The 22,323-nt window shown below is 62.9% G+C and carries 23 protein-coding genes; 18 read left to right on the top strand and 5 right to left on the bottom strand.

All coding sequences use genetic code 11. The annotated features are described in order from the left end of the window. The first annotated feature begins 10 nt into the window (after window positions 1–10). The 11 genes from rplO (at window position 11) to dsbD (ending at window position 7,874) form a co-directional block, all read left to right on the top strand. Window positions 11–445, top strand: a complete 435-nt coding sequence (gene rplO / locus LJ656_RS28375; RefSeq protein WP_062128337.1) for a 50S ribosomal protein L15 — start codon at window positions 11–13, stop codon at window positions 443–445. A 46-nt stretch (window positions 446–491) separates the two neighbouring features. Next, window positions 492–1,838 (top strand): preprotein translocase subunit SecY, encoded by a 1,347-nt coding sequence (secY, locus tag LJ656_RS28370; RefSeq protein WP_075303260.1) that lies wholly within the window; start codon window positions 492–494, stop codon window positions 1,836–1,838. Between the two features lie 8 nt (window positions 1,839–1,846). Next, window positions 1,847–2,065 (top strand): translation initiation factor IF-1, encoded by a 219-nt coding sequence (gene infA, locus LJ656_RS28365; RefSeq protein WP_004521905.1) that lies wholly within the window; start codon window positions 1,847–1,849, stop codon window positions 2,063–2,065. A 20-nt stretch (window positions 2,066–2,085) separates the two neighbouring features. Next, the gene (gene rpmJ / locus LJ656_RS28360; RefSeq protein WP_004199844.1) at window positions 2,086–2,202 is read left to right on the top strand and encodes a 50S ribosomal protein L36; all 117 of its coding nucleotides are present in this window, start codon (window positions 2,086–2,088) and stop codon (window positions 2,200–2,202) included. A gap of 41 nt (window positions 2,203–2,243) precedes the next feature. Next, window positions 2,244–2,609, top strand: a complete 366-nt coding sequence (gene rpsM / locus LJ656_RS28355; protein ID WP_013589830.1) for a 30S ribosomal protein S13 — start codon at window positions 2,244–2,246, stop codon at window positions 2,607–2,609. Between the two features lie 28 nt (window positions 2,610–2,637). Then, complete coding sequence (gene rpsK, locus LJ656_RS28350; RefSeq protein ID WP_006052224.1) at window positions 2,638–3,042, top strand: 30S ribosomal protein S11; 405 nt, start codon at window positions 2,638–2,640, stop codon at window positions 3,040–3,042. A gap of 149 nt (window positions 3,043–3,191) precedes the next feature. Next, window positions 3,192–3,815, top strand: a complete 624-nt coding sequence (gene rpsD, locus LJ656_RS28345) for a 30S ribosomal protein S4 (protein ID WP_230512833.1) — start codon at window positions 3,192–3,194, stop codon at window positions 3,813–3,815. A 124-nt stretch (window positions 3,816–3,939) separates the two neighbouring features. Further along, window positions 3,940–4,917 carry a DNA-directed RNA polymerase subunit alpha gene (locus LJ656_RS28340; RefSeq protein WP_075303258.1) on the top strand — a complete coding sequence of 326 codons (978 nt, stop codon included), beginning with the start codon at window positions 3,940–3,942 and terminating at the stop codon, window positions 4,915–4,917. A gap of 171 nt (window positions 4,918–5,088) precedes the next feature. Continuing rightward, entirely contained in the window at window positions 5,089–5,481 is a 393-nt protein-coding gene (rplQ, locus tag LJ656_RS28335; protein ID WP_075303257.1) for a 50S ribosomal protein L17, read from the top strand. A gap of 187 nt (window positions 5,482–5,668) precedes the next feature. Next, the gene (gene cutA / locus LJ656_RS28330) at window positions 5,669–6,001 is read left to right on the top strand and encodes a divalent-cation tolerance protein CutA (protein WP_230512832.1); all 333 of its coding nucleotides are present in this window, start codon (window positions 5,669–5,671) and stop codon (window positions 5,999–6,001) included. Further along, window positions 5,994–7,874 (top strand): protein-disulfide reductase DsbD, encoded by a 1,881-nt coding sequence (dsbD, locus tag LJ656_RS28325; RefSeq protein WP_230512831.1) that lies wholly within the window; start codon window positions 5,994–5,996, stop codon window positions 7,872–7,874. The genes cutA and dsbD overlap by 8 nt, the downstream gene beginning before the upstream one ends. 141 nt (window positions 7,875–8,015) lie before the next feature. Here the strand turns inward: dsbD and hemB are convergent, their stop codons facing one another. Together hemB and yihA are read right to left on the bottom strand one after the other, a co-directional pair. After that, on the bottom strand, window positions 8,016–9,014 hold the full coding sequence (gene hemB / locus LJ656_RS28320; RefSeq protein WP_230512830.1) for a porphobilinogen synthase: 999 nt from the start codon (window positions 9,012–9,014) through the stop codon (window positions 8,016–8,018). A 289-nt stretch (window positions 9,015–9,303) separates the two neighbouring features. Next, window positions 9,304–9,954 (bottom strand): ribosome biogenesis GTP-binding protein YihA/YsxC, encoded by a 651-nt coding sequence (gene yihA / locus LJ656_RS28315; protein ID WP_230512829.1) that lies wholly within the window; start codon window positions 9,952–9,954, stop codon window positions 9,304–9,306. Window positions 9,955–10,174: 220 nt separating this feature from the next. Between yihA and LJ656_RS28310 the strand changes: the two genes are divergently transcribed. From LJ656_RS28310 to msrQ, 5 genes are all read left to right on the top strand, one after another. Then, the gene (locus LJ656_RS28310; protein ID WP_230512828.1) at window positions 10,175–10,828 is read left to right on the top strand and encodes a c-type cytochrome; all 654 of its coding nucleotides are present in this window, start codon (window positions 10,175–10,177) and stop codon (window positions 10,826–10,828) included. A gap of 143 nt (window positions 10,829–10,971) precedes the next feature. After that, on the top strand, window positions 10,972–13,194 hold the full coding sequence (locus LJ656_RS28305) for a cytochrome c biogenesis protein ResB (RefSeq protein ID WP_230512827.1): 2,223 nt from the start codon (window positions 10,972–10,974) through the stop codon (window positions 13,192–13,194). A 4-nt stretch (window positions 13,195–13,198) separates the two neighbouring features. After that, window positions 13,199–14,407, top strand: coding sequence for a c-type cytochrome biogenesis protein CcsB (ccsB, locus tag LJ656_RS28300; protein ID WP_230512826.1), 1,209 nt, complete (start codon window positions 13,199–13,201; stop codon window positions 14,405–14,407). A 214-nt stretch (window positions 14,408–14,621) separates the two neighbouring features. Beyond that, entirely contained in the window at window positions 14,622–15,617 is a 996-nt protein-coding gene (gene msrP / locus LJ656_RS28295) for a protein-methionine-sulfoxide reductase catalytic subunit MsrP (RefSeq protein ID WP_230512825.1), read from the top strand. 10 nt (window positions 15,618–15,627) lie between these two features. Next, window positions 15,628–16,383, top strand: coding sequence for a protein-methionine-sulfoxide reductase heme-binding subunit MsrQ (gene msrQ, locus LJ656_RS28290; protein ID WP_230512824.1), 756 nt, complete (start codon window positions 15,628–15,630; stop codon window positions 16,381–16,383). A gap of 152 nt (window positions 16,384–16,535) precedes the next feature. Here the strand turns inward: msrQ and lysA are convergent, their stop codons facing one another. Both lysA and lptM read right to left on the bottom strand, forming a co-directional pair. Further along, window positions 16,536–17,798, bottom strand: coding sequence for a diaminopimelate decarboxylase (gene lysA / locus LJ656_RS28285; RefSeq protein ID WP_230512823.1), 1,263 nt, complete (start codon window positions 17,796–17,798; stop codon window positions 16,536–16,538). Between the two features lie 9 nt (window positions 17,799–17,807). After that, complete coding sequence (gene lptM / locus LJ656_RS28280) at window positions 17,808–18,140, bottom strand: LPS translocon maturation chaperone LptM (protein ID WP_230512822.1); 333 nt, start codon at window positions 18,138–18,140, stop codon at window positions 17,808–17,810. A gap of 35 nt (window positions 18,141–18,175) precedes the next feature. On the opposite strand from lptM, the gene cyaY reads away from it, so the two are divergent. Further along, window positions 18,176–18,496 carry an iron donor protein CyaY gene (gene cyaY, locus LJ656_RS28275; protein ID WP_230512821.1) on the top strand — a complete coding sequence of 107 codons (321 nt, stop codon included), beginning with the start codon at window positions 18,176–18,178 and terminating at the stop codon, window positions 18,494–18,496. Between the two features lie 117 nt (window positions 18,497–18,613). On the opposite strand, the gene LJ656_RS28270 is transcribed toward cyaY, so the two are convergent. Continuing rightward, the gene (locus LJ656_RS28270; protein ID WP_230512820.1) at window positions 18,614–21,004 is read right to left on the bottom strand and encodes a penicillin-binding protein 1A; all 2,391 of its coding nucleotides are present in this window, start codon (window positions 21,002–21,004) and stop codon (window positions 18,614–18,616) included. Window positions 21,005–21,262: 258 nt separating this feature from the next. On the opposite strand from LJ656_RS28270, the gene pilM reads away from it, so the two are divergent. Continuing rightward, on the top strand, window positions 21,263–22,258 hold the full coding sequence (gene pilM / locus LJ656_RS28265; protein ID WP_230512819.1) for a type IV pilus biogenesis protein PilM: 996 nt from the start codon (window positions 21,263–21,265) through the stop codon (window positions 22,256–22,258). Window positions 22,259–22,323: the final 65 nt, after the last annotated feature.

Genomic DNA, 22,323 nt, shown 5'->3' with positions numbered 1-22,323 from the left:
GGAGTTGATAATGGAATTGAATAACCTGAAGCCGGCTGAAGGCGCGAAGCACGCAAAGCGTCGCGTTGGTCGCGGCATCGGCTCCGGCCTCGGCAAGACCGCTGGCCGTGGTCACAAGGGTCAGAAGTCGCGTTCGGGCGGCTTTCACAAGGTTGGCTTCGAAGGCGGTCAAATGCCGCTGCAACGTCGCCTGCCGAAGCGCGGCTTCACCTCGCTGACGAAGGAATTCGTCGGTGAAGTGCGTCTGTCGGATATCGAGAAGCTGCCGGTCGACGAAATCGATCTGCTGGCTCTCAAGCAAGCCGGCCTGGTCGGCGAGCTGATCCGTAGCGCCAAGATCATCGCGACGGGCGAGCTCAAGCGCAAGGTCGTTGTGAAGGGTCTGGGTGCGACGAAGGGTGCACGCGCTGCTATCGAAGCAGCCGGTGGCTCTTTTGCCGAGTAACGCGCAAGTTATTTGCCGTCACTAGCATTTGCATCGGAGAAGGTACTTGGCTAACAGCCCGAGTCTCGCAAAACCCGGTCGCGGCGCGGCGAAGTTTGGCGATCTGCGTCGGCGTGCAGTGTTCCTGCTGCTGGCGCTGGTCGTCTACCGCATCGGCGCGCATATTCCGGTGCCGGGCATCGACCCGGACCAGCTGGCAAAGTTGTTCCAAAGCCAGTCGGGCGGCATCCTTGGCATGTTCAACATGTTCTCGGGTGGCGCACTTTCGCGGTTCACGATTTTCGCGCTGGGCATCATGCCCTACATTTCCGCGTCGATCATCATGCAGTTGCTGGCGATCGTCTCGCCGCAACTCGAGGCGCTGAAGAAGGAAGGGCAGGCAGGTCAGCGGAAGATTACGCAGTACACGCGGATCTTCACGGTCGTGCTGGCGACGTTCCAAGCGTTTGGCATTGCCGTCGCGCTTGAGAATCAGCCGGGCCTTGTGATCGATCCGGGGATGGTATTCCGCTTGACGACGGTCGTGACGCTGGTGACCGGCACGATGTTCCTGATGTGGCTGGGTGAGCAGATCACGGAGCGCGGGCTCGGTAACGGTATCTCGATCATCATTTTCGGTGGTATTGCGGCGGGTTTCCCGAACGCAATCGGTGGTCTGTTTGAACTGGTGCGAACCGGCTCGATGAGCATCATCTCGGCGATTATCGTCGTCGCGCTGATTGCTGCTGTGACGTATCTGGTGGTGTTCATCGAACGCGGCCAGCGCAAGATTCTTGTGAACTACGCAAAGCGGCAGGTGGGCAACAAGATTTACGGCGGCCAGTCTTCGCATTTGCCGCTGAAGCTGAACATGTCGGGCGTGATTCCGCCGATCTTCGCATCGTCGATCATTCTCTTCCCGGCAACCATCCTGAACTGGTTCAGTTCGGGTTCGCGTACCAGCTGGTTCGCAGACACGTTGCACAACGTGGCCGAAGCCCTGAAGCCCGGTCAACCCGTGTACGTGTTGCTGTACGCGTTGGCGATCGTCTTCTTCTGCTTTTTCTACACCGCACTGGTGTTCAACAGCAGGGAAACGGCCGACAACCTGAAAAAGAGCGGCGCTTTCGTCCCTGGCATCCGCCCGGGCGATCAGACGGCGCGATATATTGACCGCATCCTCACGCGTCTGACGCTGGCCGGTGCGATCTACATCGTGTTCGTTTGCCTGCTGCCCGAATTTCTGGTGCTGCGCTGGAACGTGCCGTTTTATTTTGGTGGAACGTCGCTGCTGATCATTGTCGTCGTCACAATGGATTTCATGGCGCAGGTGCAGTCGTACGTTATGTCGCAACAGTATGAATCGCTGCTGAAGAAAGCTAATTTCAAAGGCGGCGGCGTCCCGATGCGTTGAAAGGACTTATGGCCAAAGACGATGTGATCCAGATGCAGGGTGAAGTAATCGAAAACCTGCCAAATGCTACCTTCAGGGTGAAGCTGGAAAACGGCCATGTCGTATTGGGACACATATCCGGCAAGATGCGGATGCACTACATCCGGATCCTGCCGGGCGACAAGGTGACGGTTGAATTGACGCCTTACGATCTGTCGCGTGCGCGGATCGTGTTCCGGGCGAAGTGATTTGAAAAAAGGGTAATATCATGAAAGTGATGGCATCGGTTAAGCGCATTTGCCGCAATTGCAAGATCATCAAGCGCAAGGGCGTTGTGCGCGTGATTTGCAGCTCTGATCCGCGCCACAAACAGCGTCAAGGCTGAACGCCGCGCTTTTGCTTGCGCTTTTTGTTTGAGGAAAAACAATGGCTCGTATCGCAGGGGTTAACATCCCGAATCACCAGCATACCGAAATCGGCCTGACGGCTATTTACGGTGTCGGCCGCACGCGCTCGCGCGACATTTGCGTCGCTGCTGGTGTGGCATTTTCGAAGAAGGTCAAAGACCTGACCGACGCAGACCTCGAAAAGCTGCGTGAAGAAGTCGGCAAGTTCATCGTTGAAGGCGATCTGCGCCGCGAAACGACGATGAACATTAAGCGCCTGATGGATCTCGGCTGCTATCGCGGCGTGCGGCATCGTAAGGGTCTCCCCCTGCGCGGCCAGCGCACGCGTACGAATGCTCGTACGCGCAAGGGTCCGCGTCGTGCAGCGCAGTCGCTGAAGAAGTAAGCGGAACTGACAGTTACAGGAAAACGTAATGGCTAAGGCTTCGAACAACTCCGCGGCGCAACGCGTTCGCAAGAAGGTCAAGAAGAACGTCGCCGAGGGCGTGGTTCACGTTCACGCGTCGTTCAACAACACCATCATCACGATCACCGACCGTCAAGGCAACGCGCTTGCTTGGGCAACGTCGGGTGGCCAGGGCTTCAAGGGTTCGCGTAAATCGACCCCGTTTGCAGCTCAGGTTGCAGCCGAATCGGCTGGTCGCGTGGCGATGGAATACGGCGTGAAGAACCTCGAAGTGCGGATCAAGGGCCCCGGTCCTGGCCGCGAATCGGCGGTGCGCGCGCTGCATGGTCTTGGCATCAAGATCACCGCGATCTCCGACGTGACGCCGGTCCCGCACAACGGCTGCCGTCCGCCGAAGCGTCGTCGTATCTAAGACGCCGGGTTTCTGCGAGCGCCTGTTGCCGCGTTGCGCGGCGGCAGGCTTCGCTCGTTATTGAATTGACTAAGCCCACCGTTCGACCCAAAGGGTTCGGACTAGCGTGAGTGCATGCATTCGCGTGATCAATCACAGAAGGAATTAACGTGGCACGTTATATCGGCCCTAAGGCCAAGCTGTCCCGCCGTGAAGGCACCGACCTGTTCCTGAAGAGCGCACGCCGCTCGCTCGCTGACAAGTGCAAGCTCGACAGCAAGCCGGGGCAGCACGGTCGCACTTCGGGCGCTCGTACGTCGGACTACGGCACCCAGCTGCGCGAAAAGCAAAAAGTGAAGCGTATCTACGGCGTGCTCGAGCGTCAGTTCCGCCGCTACTTCGCTGAAGCAGACCGCCTGAAGGGCAACACGGGTGAAAACCTGCTGCAACTGCTCGAGTCGCGTCTGGACAACGTCGTGTATCGCATGGGCTTCGGCTCGACGCGCGCTGAAGCACGTCAGCTGGTGAGCCACAAGGCGATCACGGTGAACGGCGTCGTGTCGAACATCCCGTCGATGCAAGTTAAGGCTGGCGACGTCGTTGCCGTGCGCGAACAGAAGCGCAAGCAGGCTCGCATCGTCGAAGCTCTGTCGCTCGCTGAACAAGGCGGCATGCCGAGCTGGGTCGCGGTCGACGCGAAGAAGTTCGAAGGTACCTTCAAGCAGAAGCCGGAACGCAGCGACATCGCTGGCGACATCAACGAAAGCCTGATCGTCGAATTGTATTCGCGGTAATCGGATTGACGGCCGGGGCACCCCGTTTGCATTGTGCAAGGGGGCGTCTCGGCTGTTTTCTTTCAGGTTGTTACCGGTCAGCCTTATCGGTGTAACGAGCCGAGGGTATTGAAAAGGAAAACCTATGCAAACCAGTTTGTTGAAGCCCAAGATCATTGCAGTTGAATCGCTTGGCGAGAGCCACGCGAAAGTGGTCATGGAACCGTTTGAACGCGGTTACGGCCACACCTTGGGTAACGCGCTTCGGCGCGTGCTGCTGTCGTCGATGGTTGGCTATGCGCCGACCGAAGTGACGATCGCAGGCGTCGTGCACGAGTATTCGACGCTCGACGGTGTGCAAGAGGATGTGGTCAACCTGTTGTTGAACCTGAAGGGTGTTGTCTTCAAGCTGCATAACCGTGACGAAGTGACGGTTACGCTGCGTAAGGACGGCGAAGGCGTGGTCACCGCCGGCGATATCGAACTCGCACACGATTGCGAAGTCATCAACCCGGATCACGTAATTGCGCATCTGTCGAAGGGCGGCAAGCTCGACGTGCAGATCAAGGTCGAAAAGGGCCGTGGCTATGTGCCGGGCAACGTGCGTCGTTACGGCGAAGAGTCGGCCAAGATCATCGGTCGTATCGTGCTGGACGCGTCGTTCTCGCCGGTTCGTCGAGTCAGCTATGCGGTCGAAAGCGCTCGTGTCGAGCAGCGTACCGACCTCGACAAGCTCGTGATGAACATCGAAACCAACGGTGTGATTTCGCCGGAAGAAGCGATCCGTCAATCGGCACGCATTCTGGTCGATCAGCTGTCGGTGTTCGCAGCACTGGAAGGCACGGAAGCAGCGGCAGAAGCACCGTCGCGCGCACCGCAGATCGATCCGATCCTGCTGCGTCCGGTGGACGATCTAGAACTGACGGTTCGTTCTGCGAACTGCCTGAAGGCCGAGAACATCTACTACATCGGCGACTTGATCCAGCGCACGGAAAACGAGCTGCTGAAGACGCCGAATCTGGGCCGCAAGTCGTTGAACGAAATCAAGGAAGTTCTGGCGTCGCGTGGTCTGACGCTCGGCATGAAGCTCGAAAACTGGCCGCCGGCTGGTCTCGACAAGTAAGCGCGGGACTCATCGCCTGTCGTAGCGCTGTACTGTGTACTGGCAAAGACGCGGATTTTCCTTTAAAATCCGCGTCTTGTCTTTTTTCACTACCGGCCCGTGCGCTCCCTGCCAAGCAGAAATGAGCGCGATAGAAGAGCTGGACCAAAACTTTGAACCGAAGGAATTAACATGCGTCACCGTCATGGTCTGCGGAAACTGAACCGCACGAGCAGCCACCGTCTGGCAATGCTCCGTAACATGTCCAACTCGCTGATCGAGCACGAAGTCATCAAGACCACGCTGCCGAAGGCGAAAGAACTCCGTAAAGTCGTCGAGCCGCTGATCACGCTCGGCAAGAAGCCGTCGCTGGCAAACCGTCGTCTGGCGTTCAACCGCCTGCGCGATCGTGACTCGGTCACGAAGCTGTTCGACGTGCTCGGCCCGCGCTTCGCAAACCGTCCGGGTGGCTACCTGCGCATCCTGAAGTTCGGTTTCCGCGTCGGCGACAACGCACCGATGGCACTGGTCGAACTGCTCGACCGTCCGGAAGTTGAAGAAACGGAAGTGCAAGAAGCTGAGTAAGCTTTTTAGCTTCGAGAAAAAGCCAGGCGCATCGCCTGGCTTTTTTGTTTTTGGCGCCGGAAATCCGCGCGAAGAATGTCGCGTGAGCCCCGAACCAGATGCGACGCAGTGCGGGGGCGCGCCCTGCGGGCCAGCAGGGCCAGGTGATACGATATCGGCATCTAAATGGTGCGGCGCTGGAGCTTGTGTGAGTGTGAATGTGACCTTGATGCTGACGACGGTGCCCGATGCGGCCGTCGCGCAGAAGCTCGGCGCCGAAGCCCTGGCTGCCAGGCTCTGCGCGTGCGTCACCCAGTTGGGTAGCGTGCAGTCCAGCTATCATTGGCAGGGCTCGGTCGAAACGGCTCGGGAAATCCAGCTGCTGTTCAAGACCAGCACCGCTCGCTCGCTCGAACTCGAGCAGTTCATTCACGCGCACCATCCCTACGACACGCCGGAAATCCTCTCATGGCAAGCGACGGCGTCCGCCGCGTACGGCCAGTGGATCACAGCTGAAACTCAACGTCCCCTCCATGTTTAACGGTCTCGACCGGCGAGCGCGCGTTGCGCTGCGCACCGTATTCTTTCTGCTCGGCTGCGTGACCCTTGCGCAATTTGGCACGCTTGCGCGCGCCGCGGACGATTTCCTCGAGCCGGGCGTCGCGTTCAGATTCAGCGCGACCGAGAAGCCGGGCGAGGTCGTCGTGACGTACAAGATCGCCGACGGCTACTACATGTACCGCGAGCGCTTTGCGTTCGCGACTCGCAACGGCACGGCGACGCTCGGCGAGCCGCAGTTGCCGGCCGGTCACGTGAAATTCGACCAGACGTTCAACAAGAACGTCGAAACGTACCGCAATGAGCTGACAATCCGTGTGCCGATCAAACAGGCGAGCGGGCCGTTCGATCTCGCGGTGACGTCGCAAGGCTGTGCCGATGCGGGCATCTGCTACCCGCCGATGGAGCGTGTGTATCATGTGAGCGGCGCGGCGCTGCAGGCGGCCGGCAGCGCCGCGGCTGGCGCGACAGCCCAGCTATCCGTCGGCGCTGACGACGAACCTTGGTACGAACGCGCAACCAGCGCCGACTACGCGCAGTCGTTGCTCCAGCGTGGCGGCTTCTTTGCGATCGTCGGGCTGTATTTCGTCGCTGGCGCGATTCTCAGCCTGCTGCCGTGTTCGTATCCGATGATCCCGATTCTGTCGGCGATCATCATCGGCGAAGGCGCGGCAGTGACGCGAGGCCGCGGGTTCGCGCTGTCGGTTGCGTATGTGATCGGAATGGCGCTCGTGTACACGGTGCTCGGTGTCGCCGCCGCGCTGGTCGGCCAAAGTCTCGGCGCGTGGCTGCAGAACCCGTGGGTGCTCGGCGCGTTCGGCATGCTGCTGACGATCTTCGCGCTGCTGCTGATCGCCGGCGTCGACATCGAGATGCCCGCGCGTTGGCGCGATCGCGTGTCGAGCGCATCGACGGGACGTTCCGGCGGCAAGTTCACCGCGGTCGCGGTGATGGGCGCGCTGTCCGCACTGGTGGTGGGGGCTTGCATGACCGCGCCGCTGTTCGCGGTGCTCGCGTTCATCGCGCATACCGGCAATGCGGTGCTCGGCGGGGCGGCGCTGTTCTCGATGGGCATCGGGCTTGGTGTACCGCTGCTGATCATCGGCCTCGGCGCGGGGACGCTGCTGCCGCGCGCAGGCAAGTGGATGGACGGCGTGAAGGTGTTCTTCGGCGTGGTGCTGCTCGCGGCGGCGCTGTGGATCGTCTGGCCGGTGCTCGGCGCCGCCGCGACGATGCTGCTCAGTGCGCTGTGGCTCCTGATCGCCGCGGTGGCACTCGGTCTCTTTTCCGCGTCGGTTGCCGGCGCTTCGATCTGGCGCCGCTTCAGCCGGGCGCTCGGCATGGTCATGGCGGTGTGGGCGGCCGCGTTGCTGGTCGGCCTAGCCGCGGGATCGTCGGATCCGCTGCGACCGCTCGCCGTGCTCGCTGTACGCGGTGGCAACGGGGCATCGCTTGCTACGAATGCCACCAGCGCGGCCGGAGCGGCATCGCAGAGCGATCTGACGTTTGCGCCGGTACGTTCGTCGGCGCAGCTCGACCAGGCCGTCAAAACGGCTGCACAGCCCGCGATGCTCGATTTTTACGCGGACTGGTGTGTGAGCTGCAAGGAAATGGAGCAATTCACCTTTAGCGATCCGCGCGTGCAGGCGAAGCTGAAGCAAATGAATCTGCTGCGCGCGGACGTGACCGCGAACAATCCCGACGATCAGGCCCTGCTCAAGCGCTTCAATCTGTTCGGGCCACCGGGCATTATTTTCTTCGATCACGGCGGCAAGGAAGTGCTGCGTGTGGTCGGCTACGAATCCGTGGATAAATTCCTGCGCACGCTGGATCGTGCGAGCGCGGCGGGGGTGTAGTCGAGCCGCGCCGGGCGCAACGCAGCGCGCTCGGGGGCCACGTGGCTAGAAGAAGGGCACGATAAAAAAACGGAGGCAGACCAGTAGGTCCGCCTCCGTTTTTTGTTTTGACAGCCGCGCGCGAACGATCCGCGCCCGGGCTTACTTCTGATCGCGCAGGATCCGCGCCGCATCGAGCGCGAAATAGGTCAGCACGCCATCCGCGCCGGCCCGCTTGAACGCCAGTAGCGATTCCATCATCACCTTGTCGTGATCCAGCCAACCGTTCTGTGCGGCGGCCTTCAGCATCGCGTATTCGCCGCTCACCTGGTACACGTAGGTCGGGAACTGGAACTCGTCCTTCACGCGCCGCACGATGTCCAGATACGGCATGCCCGGTTTGACCATCACCATGTCCGCGCCTTCGTTGATGTCCGCTTCCACTTCGCGCAGCGCTTCGTTCGAATTGGCCGGGTCCATCTGATAGGTCATCTTGTTGCTCTTGCCGAGGTTCGTCGCAGAACCGACGGCATCGCGGAACGGACCGTAGAACGCCGAAGCGAACTTCGCCGCGTACGCCATGATCCGCGTATGGATGTGGTTCTCGCTTTCGAGCATCCCGCGGATCGAACCGATGCGGCCGTCCATCATGTCCGACGGCGCGACGATGTCCACGCCGGCTTCAGCCTGCGCGCGCGCCTGGGCGACGAGGATCTCGACGGTTTCGTCGTTCATCACGTAACCGGCTGCGTCGAGCACGCCATCCTGGCCGTGGCTCGTGTACGGATCGAGTGCGACGTCGGTGAGCACGCCGAGGTCGGGGAAGTGCTTTTTGAGTTCGCGCACCGCGCGCGGGATCAGGCCGGCGGGGTTCGTCGCTTCGCGGCCATCGGGCGTTTTCAGCGACGGTTCGATCGCGGGAAACAGCGACAGCACCGGCACGCCCAGTTCGACGCACTGTTCGGCGACGCCCATCAGCAGATCGACCGACACGCGCTCGACGCCAGGCATCGACGGCACGGCCTGACGCACGTTCGTGCCTTCGACGATGAATACGGGGTAAATCAGGTCGTTGGTGGTGAGGAGGTTTTCGCGCATCAGACGACGCGAGAAGTCGTCACGGCGCATGCGGCGCGGACGGTAGTGCGGGTAGAAGCTCATATCGAATCGAGGATCGTGGATGTGAGGAGTGGACAAATAACGCCTGGCTCCGCTCCCGGAAACTTTTCGAGACAATGGTATATCATACCGATCGAGCAAGGCGCCTGGCGCTGACCTCCCCGCTTCTCCTCCCTGAGCGGGTGCCTGTCGTTTTTCGATTAGGCTGTTTGACCCGCCGTTCAAGCGGCGGGTTTTTTTATGGGCGGCCGAAACAGCGCGCCTTCGCGCGCGTTTCCACGCTTCCGCGCGAATCGAATCATTCCGCCCTGAAGGAAGTTTCGTCGGCAGCCTAGCTCTGCTCTGCGGCGCCCGCCGCGTCGGGAATCAGCCAGCTTTCGATCAGCGCATGCGCTTCGTCGAGTCCGACGCGCTTGAGCGCTGAGAAAAGCTGCGCGGTCAGCTCACCGCGGTAGCCTGCGGCCCGGTATTCGGCGAGACCTTTCTGCGCGGCCCGCAGCGAATTCACGCTCTCCTGTCGCGTCAACTTGTCGCACTTCGTGAGCAGCGTGTGGATCGGCTTGCCGGTCGGTGCGAACCACTCGATCATGCGGCGATCCAGCTCGGTCAACGGGCGGCGCGAGTCCATCATCAGGATCATGCCGCGCAGCTGCGAGCGCGATTGCAGATAGGTGGACAGCAGCGTTTCCCAGTGCGCCTTCGCCGCGCCCGGCACTTCCGCGTAGCCGTAGCCGGGCAGGTCGACCAGATAGGCGGTCGGATCGTCCGCCTTGCCGACCGAAAAATAATTGATGTGCTGGGTGCGCCCCGGTGTCTTACTCGCGAACGCAAGCCGCTTCTGATTGCAGAGCAGATTGATTGCGGTCGACTTGCCGGCGTTCGAACGCCCCGCAAAGGCGATCTCGGGTTGTGCGGTCGCGGGCAGGTCGCGCAGATGATTGACGGTCGTGAAGAAGCGGGATTCGTGGAGCAGGAAGGGCATGATGGAGGCCAGATTGGAGACGCCGGAAAGTCCAGAACGGCAACGGGGTCAAGCCCGACTGGCGTCTTAGCGATTAGCGAGTTATTGTACAATACGACGGTTTACTGAAAACCTGAGGAGCCCGCCCCACGTGCCTTGGCGGCTCCTGGCGGTCACCTGGTCGCCGTCGTCGTATTTTGCAAAACCTCTAAAATCCCACAAGACGAGACAGGGTGTGCGAATGAATCGACTGAGCAAGACTCTGATAGTGCTTCATGTAGCGGCAGGTCTTTCAGGTTTGGCAATTCAGGCACGAGCAGCAGAACCGGCAAAGCCGGACATCAATCGGGGACAGGCAATCGCGGTACAGGTATGCGCGTCGTGCCACGGCGCGGACGGCAACAGTGCCGGCGGCGCCTATCCGAAACTGGCGGGTCAACACCCCGAGTATCTCGTCAAGCAACTCAGAGATTTCAAGACGCAGCCGGGGGCCAGGCAGCCCGCGCGCAACAACGCGATCATGGCGGGCATGGCCGCTGCGCTTTCCGACCAGGACATGATCAACGTCGCGGCCTATTTCTCGACGCAAACGCCGAAGCCGGGCTATGCGCATAACAAGGCCACCGTCGCACTCGGTCAGCAGATTTATCGCGGCGGGATTGCGGATCGCGGCGTGCCGGCCTGCGCAAGCTGCCACGGGCCCACGGGCCAAGGCATTCCGATCCAGTATCCGCGCCTGTCGGGACAGTGGGCCGAATATTCGGTCGCGCAGCTTGCCGCGTTCACCCAGGGTCCGGGCGCGCGTAATAACAACGACGCGATGCATGCGATAGCATCACGTCTGTCGGACAACGAGATCAAGGCAGTTGCGGATTACATCGCGGGTCTACGTTAAGTGGACTGCCCTGAGCGGGCTGCGGTAAGCGGTCCGCGCGCGCAATGCAACCGGCCTCGCAAGGCCGGGAAAACAAGAAAAGGGTGAGGGCGTCGTGGCTACGACAGCCCTTCACCCTTTTTTGCTGTTCAGTCGGAGTTTGAATGAGCGTCACCACGTCGGGTCTGCAGTCGAAGTCGGGCAATCGCGTCACGCGCAGCATCATCGAGCTCCTGAGTTCGATGCGTTTCGCCATCGCGCTGCTCGTGATTCTGTCGATCGCCAGCATAATCGGCACCGTCCTTACGCAGGACGATCCCTACCCCAACTACGTCAACCAGTTCGGCCCGTTCTGGGCGGACATCTTCCGCGCGCTGAGCCTGTACACGGTGTACAGCTCGTGGTGGTTCATGCTGATCCTCGGCTTTCTGATGGTGTCGGTGTCGCTGTGCGTGATCCGCAATGCGCCGAAGATGCTCGCCGACGCGAAAAGCTGGAAGGACAAGGTCCGCGAAGGCAGCCTGCGCGCGTTTCATCACAAGGGCGAGTTCGCGGTGCACGGCACGCGCGTGCAAACCGCGGCGGTGCTCGGCAAGCTGTCGGCGAAGCTCGGCTACAAGTTCGTCACGCGCGAGTCGGAAGGGGCGACGCTGATCGCCGCGAAGCGCGGCGCGCTGACGAGGTTCGGTTATATCTCCGCGCACCTCGCGATCGTCGTGATCTGTCTCGGCGGTCTGCTCGATAGCAATCTGCCGGTCAAGCTGCAGATGTGGCTGTTCGACAAGTCGCCGATCAACGCGAACACGATGATCAGTGAGATCCCGCCCGAGCACCGGCTATCGCAGTCGAACCCGACGTTCCGCGGCTACGCGTGGGTGCCGGAAGGCCAGCACGTGTCGACCGCGATCCTGAACCAGCCGAACGGCTCGCTGATCCAGGACCTGCCGTTTTCGATCGAGCTGAACAAGTTCATCGTCGATTACTACACGACCGGCATGCCGAAGCTGTTCGCCAGCGATATCGTCGTGATCGACCACAAGACGGGTGCGCGCGTGCCGGCGCGCATCGAGGTCAACAAGCCGTTCGAATACGACGGCGTGTCGATCTATCAGTCGAGCTTCCAGGACGGCGGCTCGCAGATGCAGATGACCGCATACCCGATGACCGGCGCCAGCGCGAAGACCGCGCCGTTCGGCGGCACGATCGGCGGCACTGCGCCGTTGAGCACGGCCACGGCGCTCGCCGACGGCCAGACCGTCGAATTCACCGACTTCCGCGCGATCAACGTCGAAAACATCTCGAACGGCAACGGCCAGAACGACGCACGCGGGGTCGCCGCGCACCGCTCGCTGAAGGAAGCGTTCGACGAGCGTCTCGGCTCCGGCGCGAAGACCTCGAAACCGCTCGATCTGCACAACGTCGGCCCGTCGGTGCAGTACAAGATTCGCGGCAAGGACGGCCAGGCGCGCGAGTACAACAACTACATGCTGCCGGTCGACGTGAACGGCGAAAAGACGTTCCTCGCCGGCATGCGCATGAATCCGAACGACCCGTTCCGCTATCTGCGCATCCCCGCCGACAGCGGCGGCTCGCTGAACGAATGGATGCACCTGCGCGCGACTCTCGAAGACCCGGCGATGCGGGCCACCGCCGCGCACCAGTTCGCCCAGCGCTCGGTGCCCGGCTCGAACCCGGAACTGCAGCAGCATCTGGAAGAAAGCGCATCGCGCGTATTGACCCTGTTCTCGGGCGCCGACGCCAGCATGAAGATGCCGAACGGCGAGACGCTCGGCGGCTTCCAGGCGATCGCCGGCTTTATCGACCGGTCGGTGCCGAAGGGCGAGCAGGAGAAGGCCGCGGGCTTGCTGCTGCGCATGCTGGAAGGCGTGACGTGGGATCTGTGGCAACTGTCGCGCCAGCAGCTCGGCGAGCCCGCCGCCGCGGCCAACGCGGAATCGAGCCGCTTCATCCAGAGTTCGCTGAATGCGATATCCGACAGCTTTCTGTATGGATCGCCGGTCTATTTGCAGCTTGACTCCTTCAAGCAGGTGCAAGCTTCGGTATTTCAGTTGACGCGCGCGCCGGGCAAAAAAGTCGTGTATCTTGGCAGCCTGCTTCTCGTATTGGGCATCTTCTCGATGTTCTACGTGCGCGAACGCCGGCTGTGGTTCTGGCTCAAGGACACGGACCACGGCACCAGCGTCGTGATGGCGATGTCGAGCGCACGCAAGACGCTCGACTTCGAAAAAGAGTTCGTCCAGACGCGCGACGCCGTGGGCAACGCGCTCGGCGCGAAGCTCATCGAAGCAGCCGACGCCGCCGCCCCGTCCGCCCAGGCCGCCCAGGCCGCCGCGCCGCACGCAAGCTCACAGGATTCGACCCGGTAAGATCATGGACTTGACTCAGGTTTCCTCATCCTCTTCCGCCAAGCGCGCCGACAAGGCGTTCGCGGGCGCTCTGCCCGAACTGGCGCAATACGACGACCGGCCGTTCCTGAAACGGCTCGGCATCTTCGACTGGCTGTTTGCGCTGCTGCTCGTCGCGGGTGCCGGGTTTGCGCTGTCGCGCTATCACCCGTTCATGAATTACTACGACAAGCTTGTGCTGGTGTGCTCGGTGCCGGTGTTCGTCGTGCTCGGCTGGCGCTGGAAACCGGTGCGGCCGCTGATGGTCGGGATTGCCGCGCTGTCGCTGCTGGCCATTCAGATTTACCAGGGCGATCTGAGCCGCGCGGATACCGCGTTCTTTCTCAAGTACTTCCTGTCGAGCCAGTCCGCGATCCTGTGGATGAGCGCGCTGTTCGTATTCGCGACCGTGTTCTACTGGATCGGGTTGCTGTCGCGCTCGCCGACCGGCGCGGCGATCGGCTCGAAGATGACGTGGGTCGCGGTGCTGATGGGCTTCGTCGGGCTGATGGTGCGCTGGTACGAGTCGTACCTGATCGGCTCCGACGTCGGCCATATTCCGATCTCGAATCTGTATGAAGTATTCGTGCTGTTCAGCCTGATCACCGCGCTGTTCTATCTGTACTATGAACAGCACTACAACACGCGCGCGCTCGGCGCGTTCGTGCTGCTGGTGATCAGCGCGGCGGTCGGCTTCCTGATGTGGTACTCGGTGGCGCGCGACGCGCAGCAGATCCAGCCGCTCGTGCCGGCGCTGCAAAGCTGGTGGATGAAGATCCACGTGCCGGCGAACTTCATCGGTTATGGCAGCTTCGCGTTGTCGGCGATGGTCGCGGTCGCGTATCTGGCGAAGGAGCGCGGCGTGCTCAGCGATCGACTGCCGGCGCTCGAGGTGCTGGACGACGTTATGTACAAGTCGATCGCGGTCGGCTTCGCGTTTTTCACGATCGCGACGATTCTCGGCGCGCTGTGGGCCGCGGAAGCCTGGGGCGGCTACTGGAGCTGGGACCCGAAGGAAACGTGGGCGCTGATCGTGTGGTTGAACTACGCTGCGTGGCTGCACATGCGTCTGATGAAGGGCCTGCGCGGCGCGGTCGCCGCATGGTGGGCGCTGACCGGCCTGCTGGTCACGACCTTCGCGTTCCTCGGCGTGAACATGTTCCTGTCGGGCCTGCATAGCTACGGCAAGCTGTAAGCGCTGCCGCGTCGTATCGGCAACAGTCGATCGAAACCGCCGCGTGCTTTGCACCGGCGGTTTTTTTATGGCCAAAGGAATATTCGTTGCGTGCCCGTGTTCACCCATCGAGCACCTACGTATGGTCCGCGCAGCACGGATGTCTGCGAACGGACGATCACCACACAGGCCCCGCGAGCCGCAGCGAGCGGCGGGGCCGGCAAGGAGCAGCACGATGTGGATCAAGCGAAGCGACAGAATTCAACTGACCGGCGATGACATCGCGCGCAGCGAAATCACCCCGCAACACGTATTCGAGAACCGCCGGCGCATCCTGCAGGCGGCCGGCGCGATGGCGCTCGGCAGCCTGATCGGCGTGAGCGGCGAGGCGCTCGCCGAGTACTCGTCGCCGGACCCGAAGGCGCAGAAACTGGCGGCGAAGACCAACGCGAAGTTCGTCGCGCTCGACAAGGTCACGCCGTTCAAGGACATCACGACGTACAACAACTTCTACGAGTTCGGCACCGACAAATCCGATCCCGCGCAAAACGCCGGCTCGTTGCGGCCGCGGCCGTGGAAGGTCAGCGTCGAGGGCGCGATCAGGAATCCGAAGGTGTACGACCTCGATGAGCTGCTGAAGCTCGCGCCGCTCGAGGAACGGGTGTACCGGCTGCGTTGCGTCGAAGGATGGTCGATGGTGATTCCGTGGGTCGGCGTGCCGCTCGCGGAGCTGATCAAGCGCGTGGAGCCGACCGGCAACGCGAAATACGTGCAGTTCATCACGCTGGCCGATCAGTCGCAGATGCCCGGACTATCAACGCCGGTGCTCGACTGGCCGTACTCGGAAGGTCTGCGGATGGACGAAGCGATGAACCCGCTGACGCTGCTGACGATGGGCGTCTACGGTCAGGTGCTGCCGAATCAGAACGGCGCGCCGGTGCGCGTCGTGGTGCCCTGGAAGTACGGCTTCAAGAGCGCGAAGTCGCTGGTGAAGATCCGCTTCGTCGAAAAGCAGCCGCCGACCAGCTGGAATACCTATGCTGCGAACGAGTACGGCTTCTATTCGAACGTGAACCCCAACGTCGATCATCCGCGCTGGAGCCAGGCGACCGAGAGGCGCATCGGCGAAGACGGCTTTTTCACGCCGAAGCGCAAGACGCTGATGTTCAACGGCTATGGCGATCAGGTCGCGTCGCTGTATCAGGGCATGGACCTGAAGAAGAACTTCTGAGGCTTAGATAATGGCTTCCGACACCCAACCTGCGACTCCGCCTGCGACACGGGGCGAACCGCTGGCGACACGCGCGGCGGCGCGTGCGCGCGGTGCGTCCACAGCGACGGCGGCGTCGGCGGCGTCCGCAGGGACCGCGCAACGGGCCGCTGGCGGCGCGCGCTGGATCGTGCCGGCGAAAGTCGTGGTGTTCGTCGCGGCGCTGTATCCGCTTGCGCGTCTCGTGCTGTTCGGCGTGACCGACCGGCTCGGCGCGAATCCGATCGAATTCATCACGCGCTCGACCGGCCTGTGGACGCTGGTGTTTTTGTGCATCACGCTGGCGGTCACGCCGTTGCGCCGCCTGACCGGCGTCGCCGCGTTCGTGCGCTTGCGGCGCATGCTCGGGCTCTACGCGTTCTTCTACGCGACGCTGCACTTCACCACATATCTGTGGTTCGACAAGTGGTTCGATCTCGCGGCGATCCTGAAGGACATCGGCAAGCGGCCGTTCATCACCGTCGGCTTCGCCGGGTTCGTGCTGCTGATCGCGCTCGCCGCGACCTCGCCGCGCGCGATGGTGCGCAAGCTCGGACGACGCTGGCAGACGCTGCATCGTTCGATTTACGCGATCGGTGCGCTCGCGATACTGCACTTCTGGTGGATGAAGGCCGGCAAGCACGATCTGCTGCTGCCGAAGATTTACGGCGCGATCATGATCGCGCTGCTCGGCTGGCGTTTGGTGGTGTGGTTGCGCGAGCGAGCGGCGAGGGCGCAGCGGCGGTGAGCGTGACGGTGATGCCAGGCGCGCTTTAGATGGCCATAAAACAGCAGGCCCCATAGGCCCGATAAGCAAAAGGCGATGTCGCAATGACATCGCCTTTTTTCATCGCAAGCGGTGTGAGGCGCCCGACAGGGACACCTGCACCGACACGACGTTTACGCCGGCAAAATGGTTTCGCCCGCAAACAACTGCTGAGCTTCCTCGCGCGCGCGAACCACATGCGCCTGTGTACCATCCACCATCACTTCGGCCGCACGTCCGCGCGTGTTGTAGTTCGAACTCATCACAAAGCCGTACGCGCCGGCCGAGCGGATCGCCAGCAGGTCGCCCGGTTCGACTGCGAGAAGTCGTTCGCGGCCGAGCCAGTCGCCGCTTTCGCAGACCGGGCCGACCACGTCGTACACATGTGCGGGAACGTCGCGCTTCACGACCGGCTCGATCGCGTGATACGCGTCGTACATCGCGGGGCGCGCAAGGTCGGTCATTGCCGCGTCGACGATCGCGAAGTTCTTTTCCGCGCCCGGCTTCAGGAATTCCACCTGCGTGAGCAGCACGCCCGCATTGCCGACCAGCGAGCGGCCCGGCTCGAAATACACCTCACGATGGCCGTGACCGCGCACTTCGATGCGATCGAGCACCGTGCGCACGAACTCGCCGATTTCCGGCGGGGTTTCGTCGTCGTACGTGATGCCCAGGCCACCGCCGACGTCGATATGGCGAATCGTGATGCCGTCCTGCTCGATCTGTTCGACGAGTTCCAGCACCTTGTCGATCGCGTCGAGATACGGCGCGACTTCAGTGATCTGCGAGCCGATATGGCAGTCGATCCCGACCACTTTGAGATGCGCCATCGCCGCAGCCGCCTGGTAGGTCGCGCGCGCGTCTTCGAACGCGACGCCGAACTTGTTCGACTTCAGTCCGGTGGAGATGTACGGATGCGTTTTCGCGTCGACGTCCGGATTCACGCGCAGCGATACCGGCGCCTTCTTGCCCATTTCGCCGGCGACCGCATTCAGGCGGTCGAGCTCGGGAATCGATTCGACGTTGAAGCATTTGACGCCGGCCGCGAGCGCGTCGCGCATTTCGCCCGCCTGCTTGCCGACCCCGGAAAACACGGTGTTTTCCGCTTTGCCGCCGGCCGCGAGCACGCGCGCGAGTTCACCGCCCGAGACGATGTCGAAACCCGCGCCGAGACGCGCGAACACGTTCAGCACCGCGAGATTGCTGTTGGCCTTCACGGCTACGTGCACGCTCGCGCGACGGCCCGCGCAGGCGCCCGCATAGGCGTTCCACGCGGCGGTCAGCGCGGCGCGCGAATAGACATAAAGCGGCGTGCCGAACTGCTCGGCGAGAGAAACGGCGGACACGCCTTCGGCGTGCAATACGCCGTCGACGTAGTCAAATGCGGATCGAGTCATGCGGAAGTCTTATTGAACAGAAGGGGCAGCAGAGGCGGGCAGCGGTGCCGAAGGACCCGACGCGGCGGAAGCGGGCGGCGTGGACAGTTGTTCGTCCGGCGCGAGCGATAGCGGCGTGCCGGAGGTGTCCGGGATCGAGCTGGTGTCGTCGGCTGGTTGGGTTTGCTCCGGCGGCGGAGTTTGCGTGCGATGCGCCGGCGCAGCGGGCAGCGGCGGTACTGTCGGCAGATAGAGCGAGCCGCGTTGGCCGCAGCCGGTTAGCGTGCAACCTGCGAGAATGGCCAGAACCGCTACAATCGCGCGGCCGGGCGCCGCCGCTCGCATCCGAGTTACGACTCGCATGACTGTCCCTGAATGAATAATCGATGGAGTTTAGCATGTCCGATAGTGATTACCTGACCCGTGCGGAAGCCGTGCTGGCCGCCATCGAGAGCGCGGTCGACGACATCGACGCCGACATCGAACTCGAGCGCAGCGGCAACGTTCTGACGCTCGAATTCGAGAACCGCACGAAGATCATCGTCAACCTGCAGCCGCCGATGAAAGAGATCTGGATCGCCGCGAAAGCCGGCGGTTTTCACTACCGTTTCAACGACGGCGAATGGCGCGACACGCGCAGCGGCAACGAGTTTTTCGCCGCATTGACGCAATATGCGACCGAGCAGGCGGGCGAGCCGGTGCGCTTCGAGGCGCCGTAAGCGGCGCCGCGGTGCGTGCGTAATTCGCCGCACTCCAAAATAAAAAACCGCCGCGGGTTTTAATCGCGGCGGTTTTTTATTTTCTGCAAAGACCTCTGCTGAAACGCTAACGCGGCCTCAATGCCCGCGGAACAGATTCATGATGTCCTGCTTCTCCTGCTCGCCGACCTGCGCGGGCGCGGCCGACGCGGCTTCGGCATCGAGCGTCGCCTGACTGACGCCGACCGTCGACACGAAACCGTGCCCAGGCGTGAAGCCGTCGAGATACAGTTCCGAGCCGAGTTCGACCACTCCGTCGGGCCTCTGCATCTTGTACTCGGGTACGTTCTTCAGCGCGCGCCCCATGTACTCGATCCACACCGGCAGCGCGAGGCCGCCGCCGGTTTCCTTGTCGCCGAGGCTGCGCGGATTGTCGTAGCCGATCCACGCGATCGCCGCGAGCGTGTGCTGATAGCCGGCGAACCATGCGTCGCGCGAATCGTTGGTGGTGCCGGTCTTGCCGGCGAGGTCGGTGCGCTTGAGCGAGTTCGACTTCGCGCCGGTGCCGTGCTGCGCGACGCTCTGCAGCAGGCTGTTCATCACGTACGCGTTGCGCGGTTCGATCGCGAGCGGCGCGTTTTGCGCGGCCACCAGCGGCTGCACCCGTGATACGACGATGCCGCGCTGATCCGTGACTTCGGCGATCAGATACGGATTGATCCGGTAGCCGCCGTTCGCGAATACCGAGAACGCGCCCGCCATCTGCAGCGGCGTGACGAGGCCGGCGCCGAGCGCCATCGGCAGATAGGCGGGGTGGCGCTCCGCGTCGAAGCCGAAGCGCGTGATGTACTGCTGCGCGTATCTGGTGCCGATCTGATTGAGGATGCGGATCGACACGAGGTTCTTCGACTTCTGCAGCGCGGTGCGCATCGTCATCGGACCGTCGAAGCCGCCGCCGTAGTTCTTCGGCTCCCACGCCTGGCCGCCGGTCTCGGCGGCGCTGAAAAAGAGCGGCGCATCGTTGATCACGGTCGCCGGCCCGAGGCCCTTCTCGAGCGACGCCGAATAGATGAACGGCTTGAAGCTCGAACCCGGCTGGCGCCACGCCTGGGTCACGTGATTGAACTTGTTCTTGTTGAAATCGAAGCCGCCGACCAGCGCGCGGATCGCGCCGTCCTGCGGAACCACCGAAATGAACGCGCCTTCCACTTGCGGCAATTGCGTGATCGACCAGTCGCCGTTGTCGTTCTTCACGAGCCGCACGATCGCGCCCGGCCGGATGCGCTGATTCGGCTGCGCGCGCGTGCCGAGCGCGAACTGCGCATAGCGCAGGCCGTCGCCCTGGATCGTCGCGACGTTGCCGTCGATGAACATCGCCTGCACCTGCTTCGGGCTCGCCTCGGTGACGACGGCCGCGATGATCTCGCCGTTATCCGGATGTTCGAGCAGCGCGTCGTCGATTGCCTGTTCGCGCTCGTCGGGGTCGGCCGGCAGATTGATGAACGCCTCCGGCCCGCGATAGCCGTGGCGCCGCTCGTAGTCCATCAGGCCGCGGCGCAGCGCGCGATAGGCGACGTCCTGGTCGGCCGAATCGATCGTGGTCACGACGTTCAGGCCGAGCGTGTAGGCCTCTTCGTGATACTGCGCGTACATCATCTGCCGCACCATTTCCGCGACGTACTCGGCGTGCACGCTGTACTCCTTGCCGAGGCCCTTGACGACGAGCGGCTGGCGGCGCGCGTCGTCGTATTGCTCCGCGCTGATGTAGTGCAGCTCGTACATGCGTTGCAGGATGTACTCCTGACGCACCTTCGCGCGCTTCGGATTGACGACCGGGTTGTATGCGGACGGCGCCTTTGGCAGACCGGCGAGCATCGCCGATTCGGCCAGCGTCAGATCCTTCAGATCCTTGCCGAAGTACACCCGCGCCGCGCTCGCGAAGCCGTACGCGCGCTGCCCCAGATAGATCTGGTTCATGTACACCTCGAGGATCTGATCCTTGCTCAGCTTCGACTCGATCTTGTACGCGAGCAGCATCTCGTAAATCTTGCGGGTGTAGGTCTTCTCGCTGGACAGGAAGAAATTGCGCGCGACCTGCATCGTGATCGTGCTGGCCCCCTGGGTGGCGTGGCCGTTGGTCAGCGCGACGAAGCCGGCGCGCGCGATGCCGGTCAGATCGACGCCGCCGTGGTCGTAAAAGCGCGCGTCCTCGATCGCGAGAATCGCCTTCTTCAGGCTGTCGGGCACGTCCTGGATGTGCACGATGTCGCGCCGCTCTTCGCCGAATTCGCCGATCAGCACGTGGTCGGCCGTGTAGATGCGCAGCGGCACCTTGGGGCGGTAGTCGGTCAGCGCGTCGAGCGACGGCAGGTTCGGCGTGGCAACCACCAGCGCGTAGCCGAGCAGCAGGGCCACGCACACGATGCCCGCCACGATCAGCCCGAGCAGACCGGCGATGAGCTTCTGCCACAACGGGCGTTTGCGCTTTTTCGGCGCGGGCGGCGGGGACGTAGGAGACGTAGCTTGCATAAGAACACCGGAAAAACAGTCCCGCGATTATAGCCGCCCCGTTTGCAAGCTTTCGTCGTGCTTACGAATCGGGCGTGGCAGGCGCCGCGGCAGCGGCTTCGTTGTAGACCCCACTGTAGTCCGTTTGCCGTCGCGCGGGGCGGCTCGATAGCCGTGCTGGCCATTCGGCCGAATGTCGCCCGCAAGCGGCTCTGGCCACAATGAGCGCTCGTCACTCGCGTTCGAATGGTTCGTCGCGCGAGTCGAAGGGAGGGCGTGATGACCTATACGAATTCGTGGCTTCAGACAGTGCGGGCGGGCTGGCAGCGCTTCGCCGCCGGTATCGATATTGGTTCGCACAGCGTGCGTCTGGTGGTGCTGAGCCAGCGCTCGCGTGCGCGGGGCGCGCTGCGTCTCGAATACATGAGCACGGTGCCGCTGGCGCCTGGCGCGATCGCCGGGAGCGAGATCATCGACCGGCCGGCGGTCGCGCGCGCGTTGCGCGATGCGTTCGCCGGCCTGCCGCAGGTGTGCGCGGCGCACGCGCTGCGCTGCGCGATGGCGATGCCCGCGGCGGCGACGCTGACGACCAGTGTGCCGCTCGCGCGCCTCGTCGCGCAGAGTCACTGCGAGGACGCGGACGGTGGACCCGCGCTCGCCGGCGTCGCGCCGGCGGTGATGAGCGAGGCCGAGCGCCTGGTCGGGCTCGAGCGGCATGCGCTGGCGGTCGACTGGTTCGTCGACGACAGCGCGTCGCCGGCGGGTTCGGTGACGATTGCCGCGACCGCGCGTCAGCATCTCGAAGCGCGGATCGAATGCGCGGCGAGCGCGGGGATTTCGCTTTCGACGATCGACGGCGAGCCGCAAGCGGCGCTGCGAGCGCTTCGTTTCGCGGCGACTCGCGAGCTCGATTCGCAGGAGCCGTATGCGGCGTTGTGGATCGGCGCTGATGGCGTATACGGCTGGCGCATGCAGGACGACGGGATCGTCGCCGAGACGCGCTATCCGGCGCCCGAACACAGCGACCTCGCCGACGCGCTGCGCGATCTCGCGCACGGGCCCGAGTTCGACTGCGCGCTGGTCGGCGGCGAAGTCGAGCTGCTCGACGGGGTGGGCTTTTCGCTCGCCGACATCGGCGACGTGCTCGGCTGCTCCGCGTTGCCGTTCGAAGCCGCGCTGCTGGGCACGCGCGCGCGGCCGTTCGACGACAGCCTGTTGCACGAACCGGCCAGCGCGGTTGCGTTCGGGCTTGCATTGCGCGGGGTGTTCGAATGAGGCACGGGCTGTCGTTTCCGTTCGGGCCGGCTGACGCTGCGAAGAAGAGCGACCGGCGCCCGGTG

Source organism: Paraburkholderia sejongensis, from assembly GCF_020880815.1.
In the GTDB taxonomy this organism is placed as follows: Bacteria; Pseudomonadota; Gammaproteobacteria; order Burkholderiales; family Burkholderiaceae; genus Paraburkholderia; species Paraburkholderia sejongensis.
This window is presented reverse-complemented; position numbering and strand designations above follow the sequence as displayed.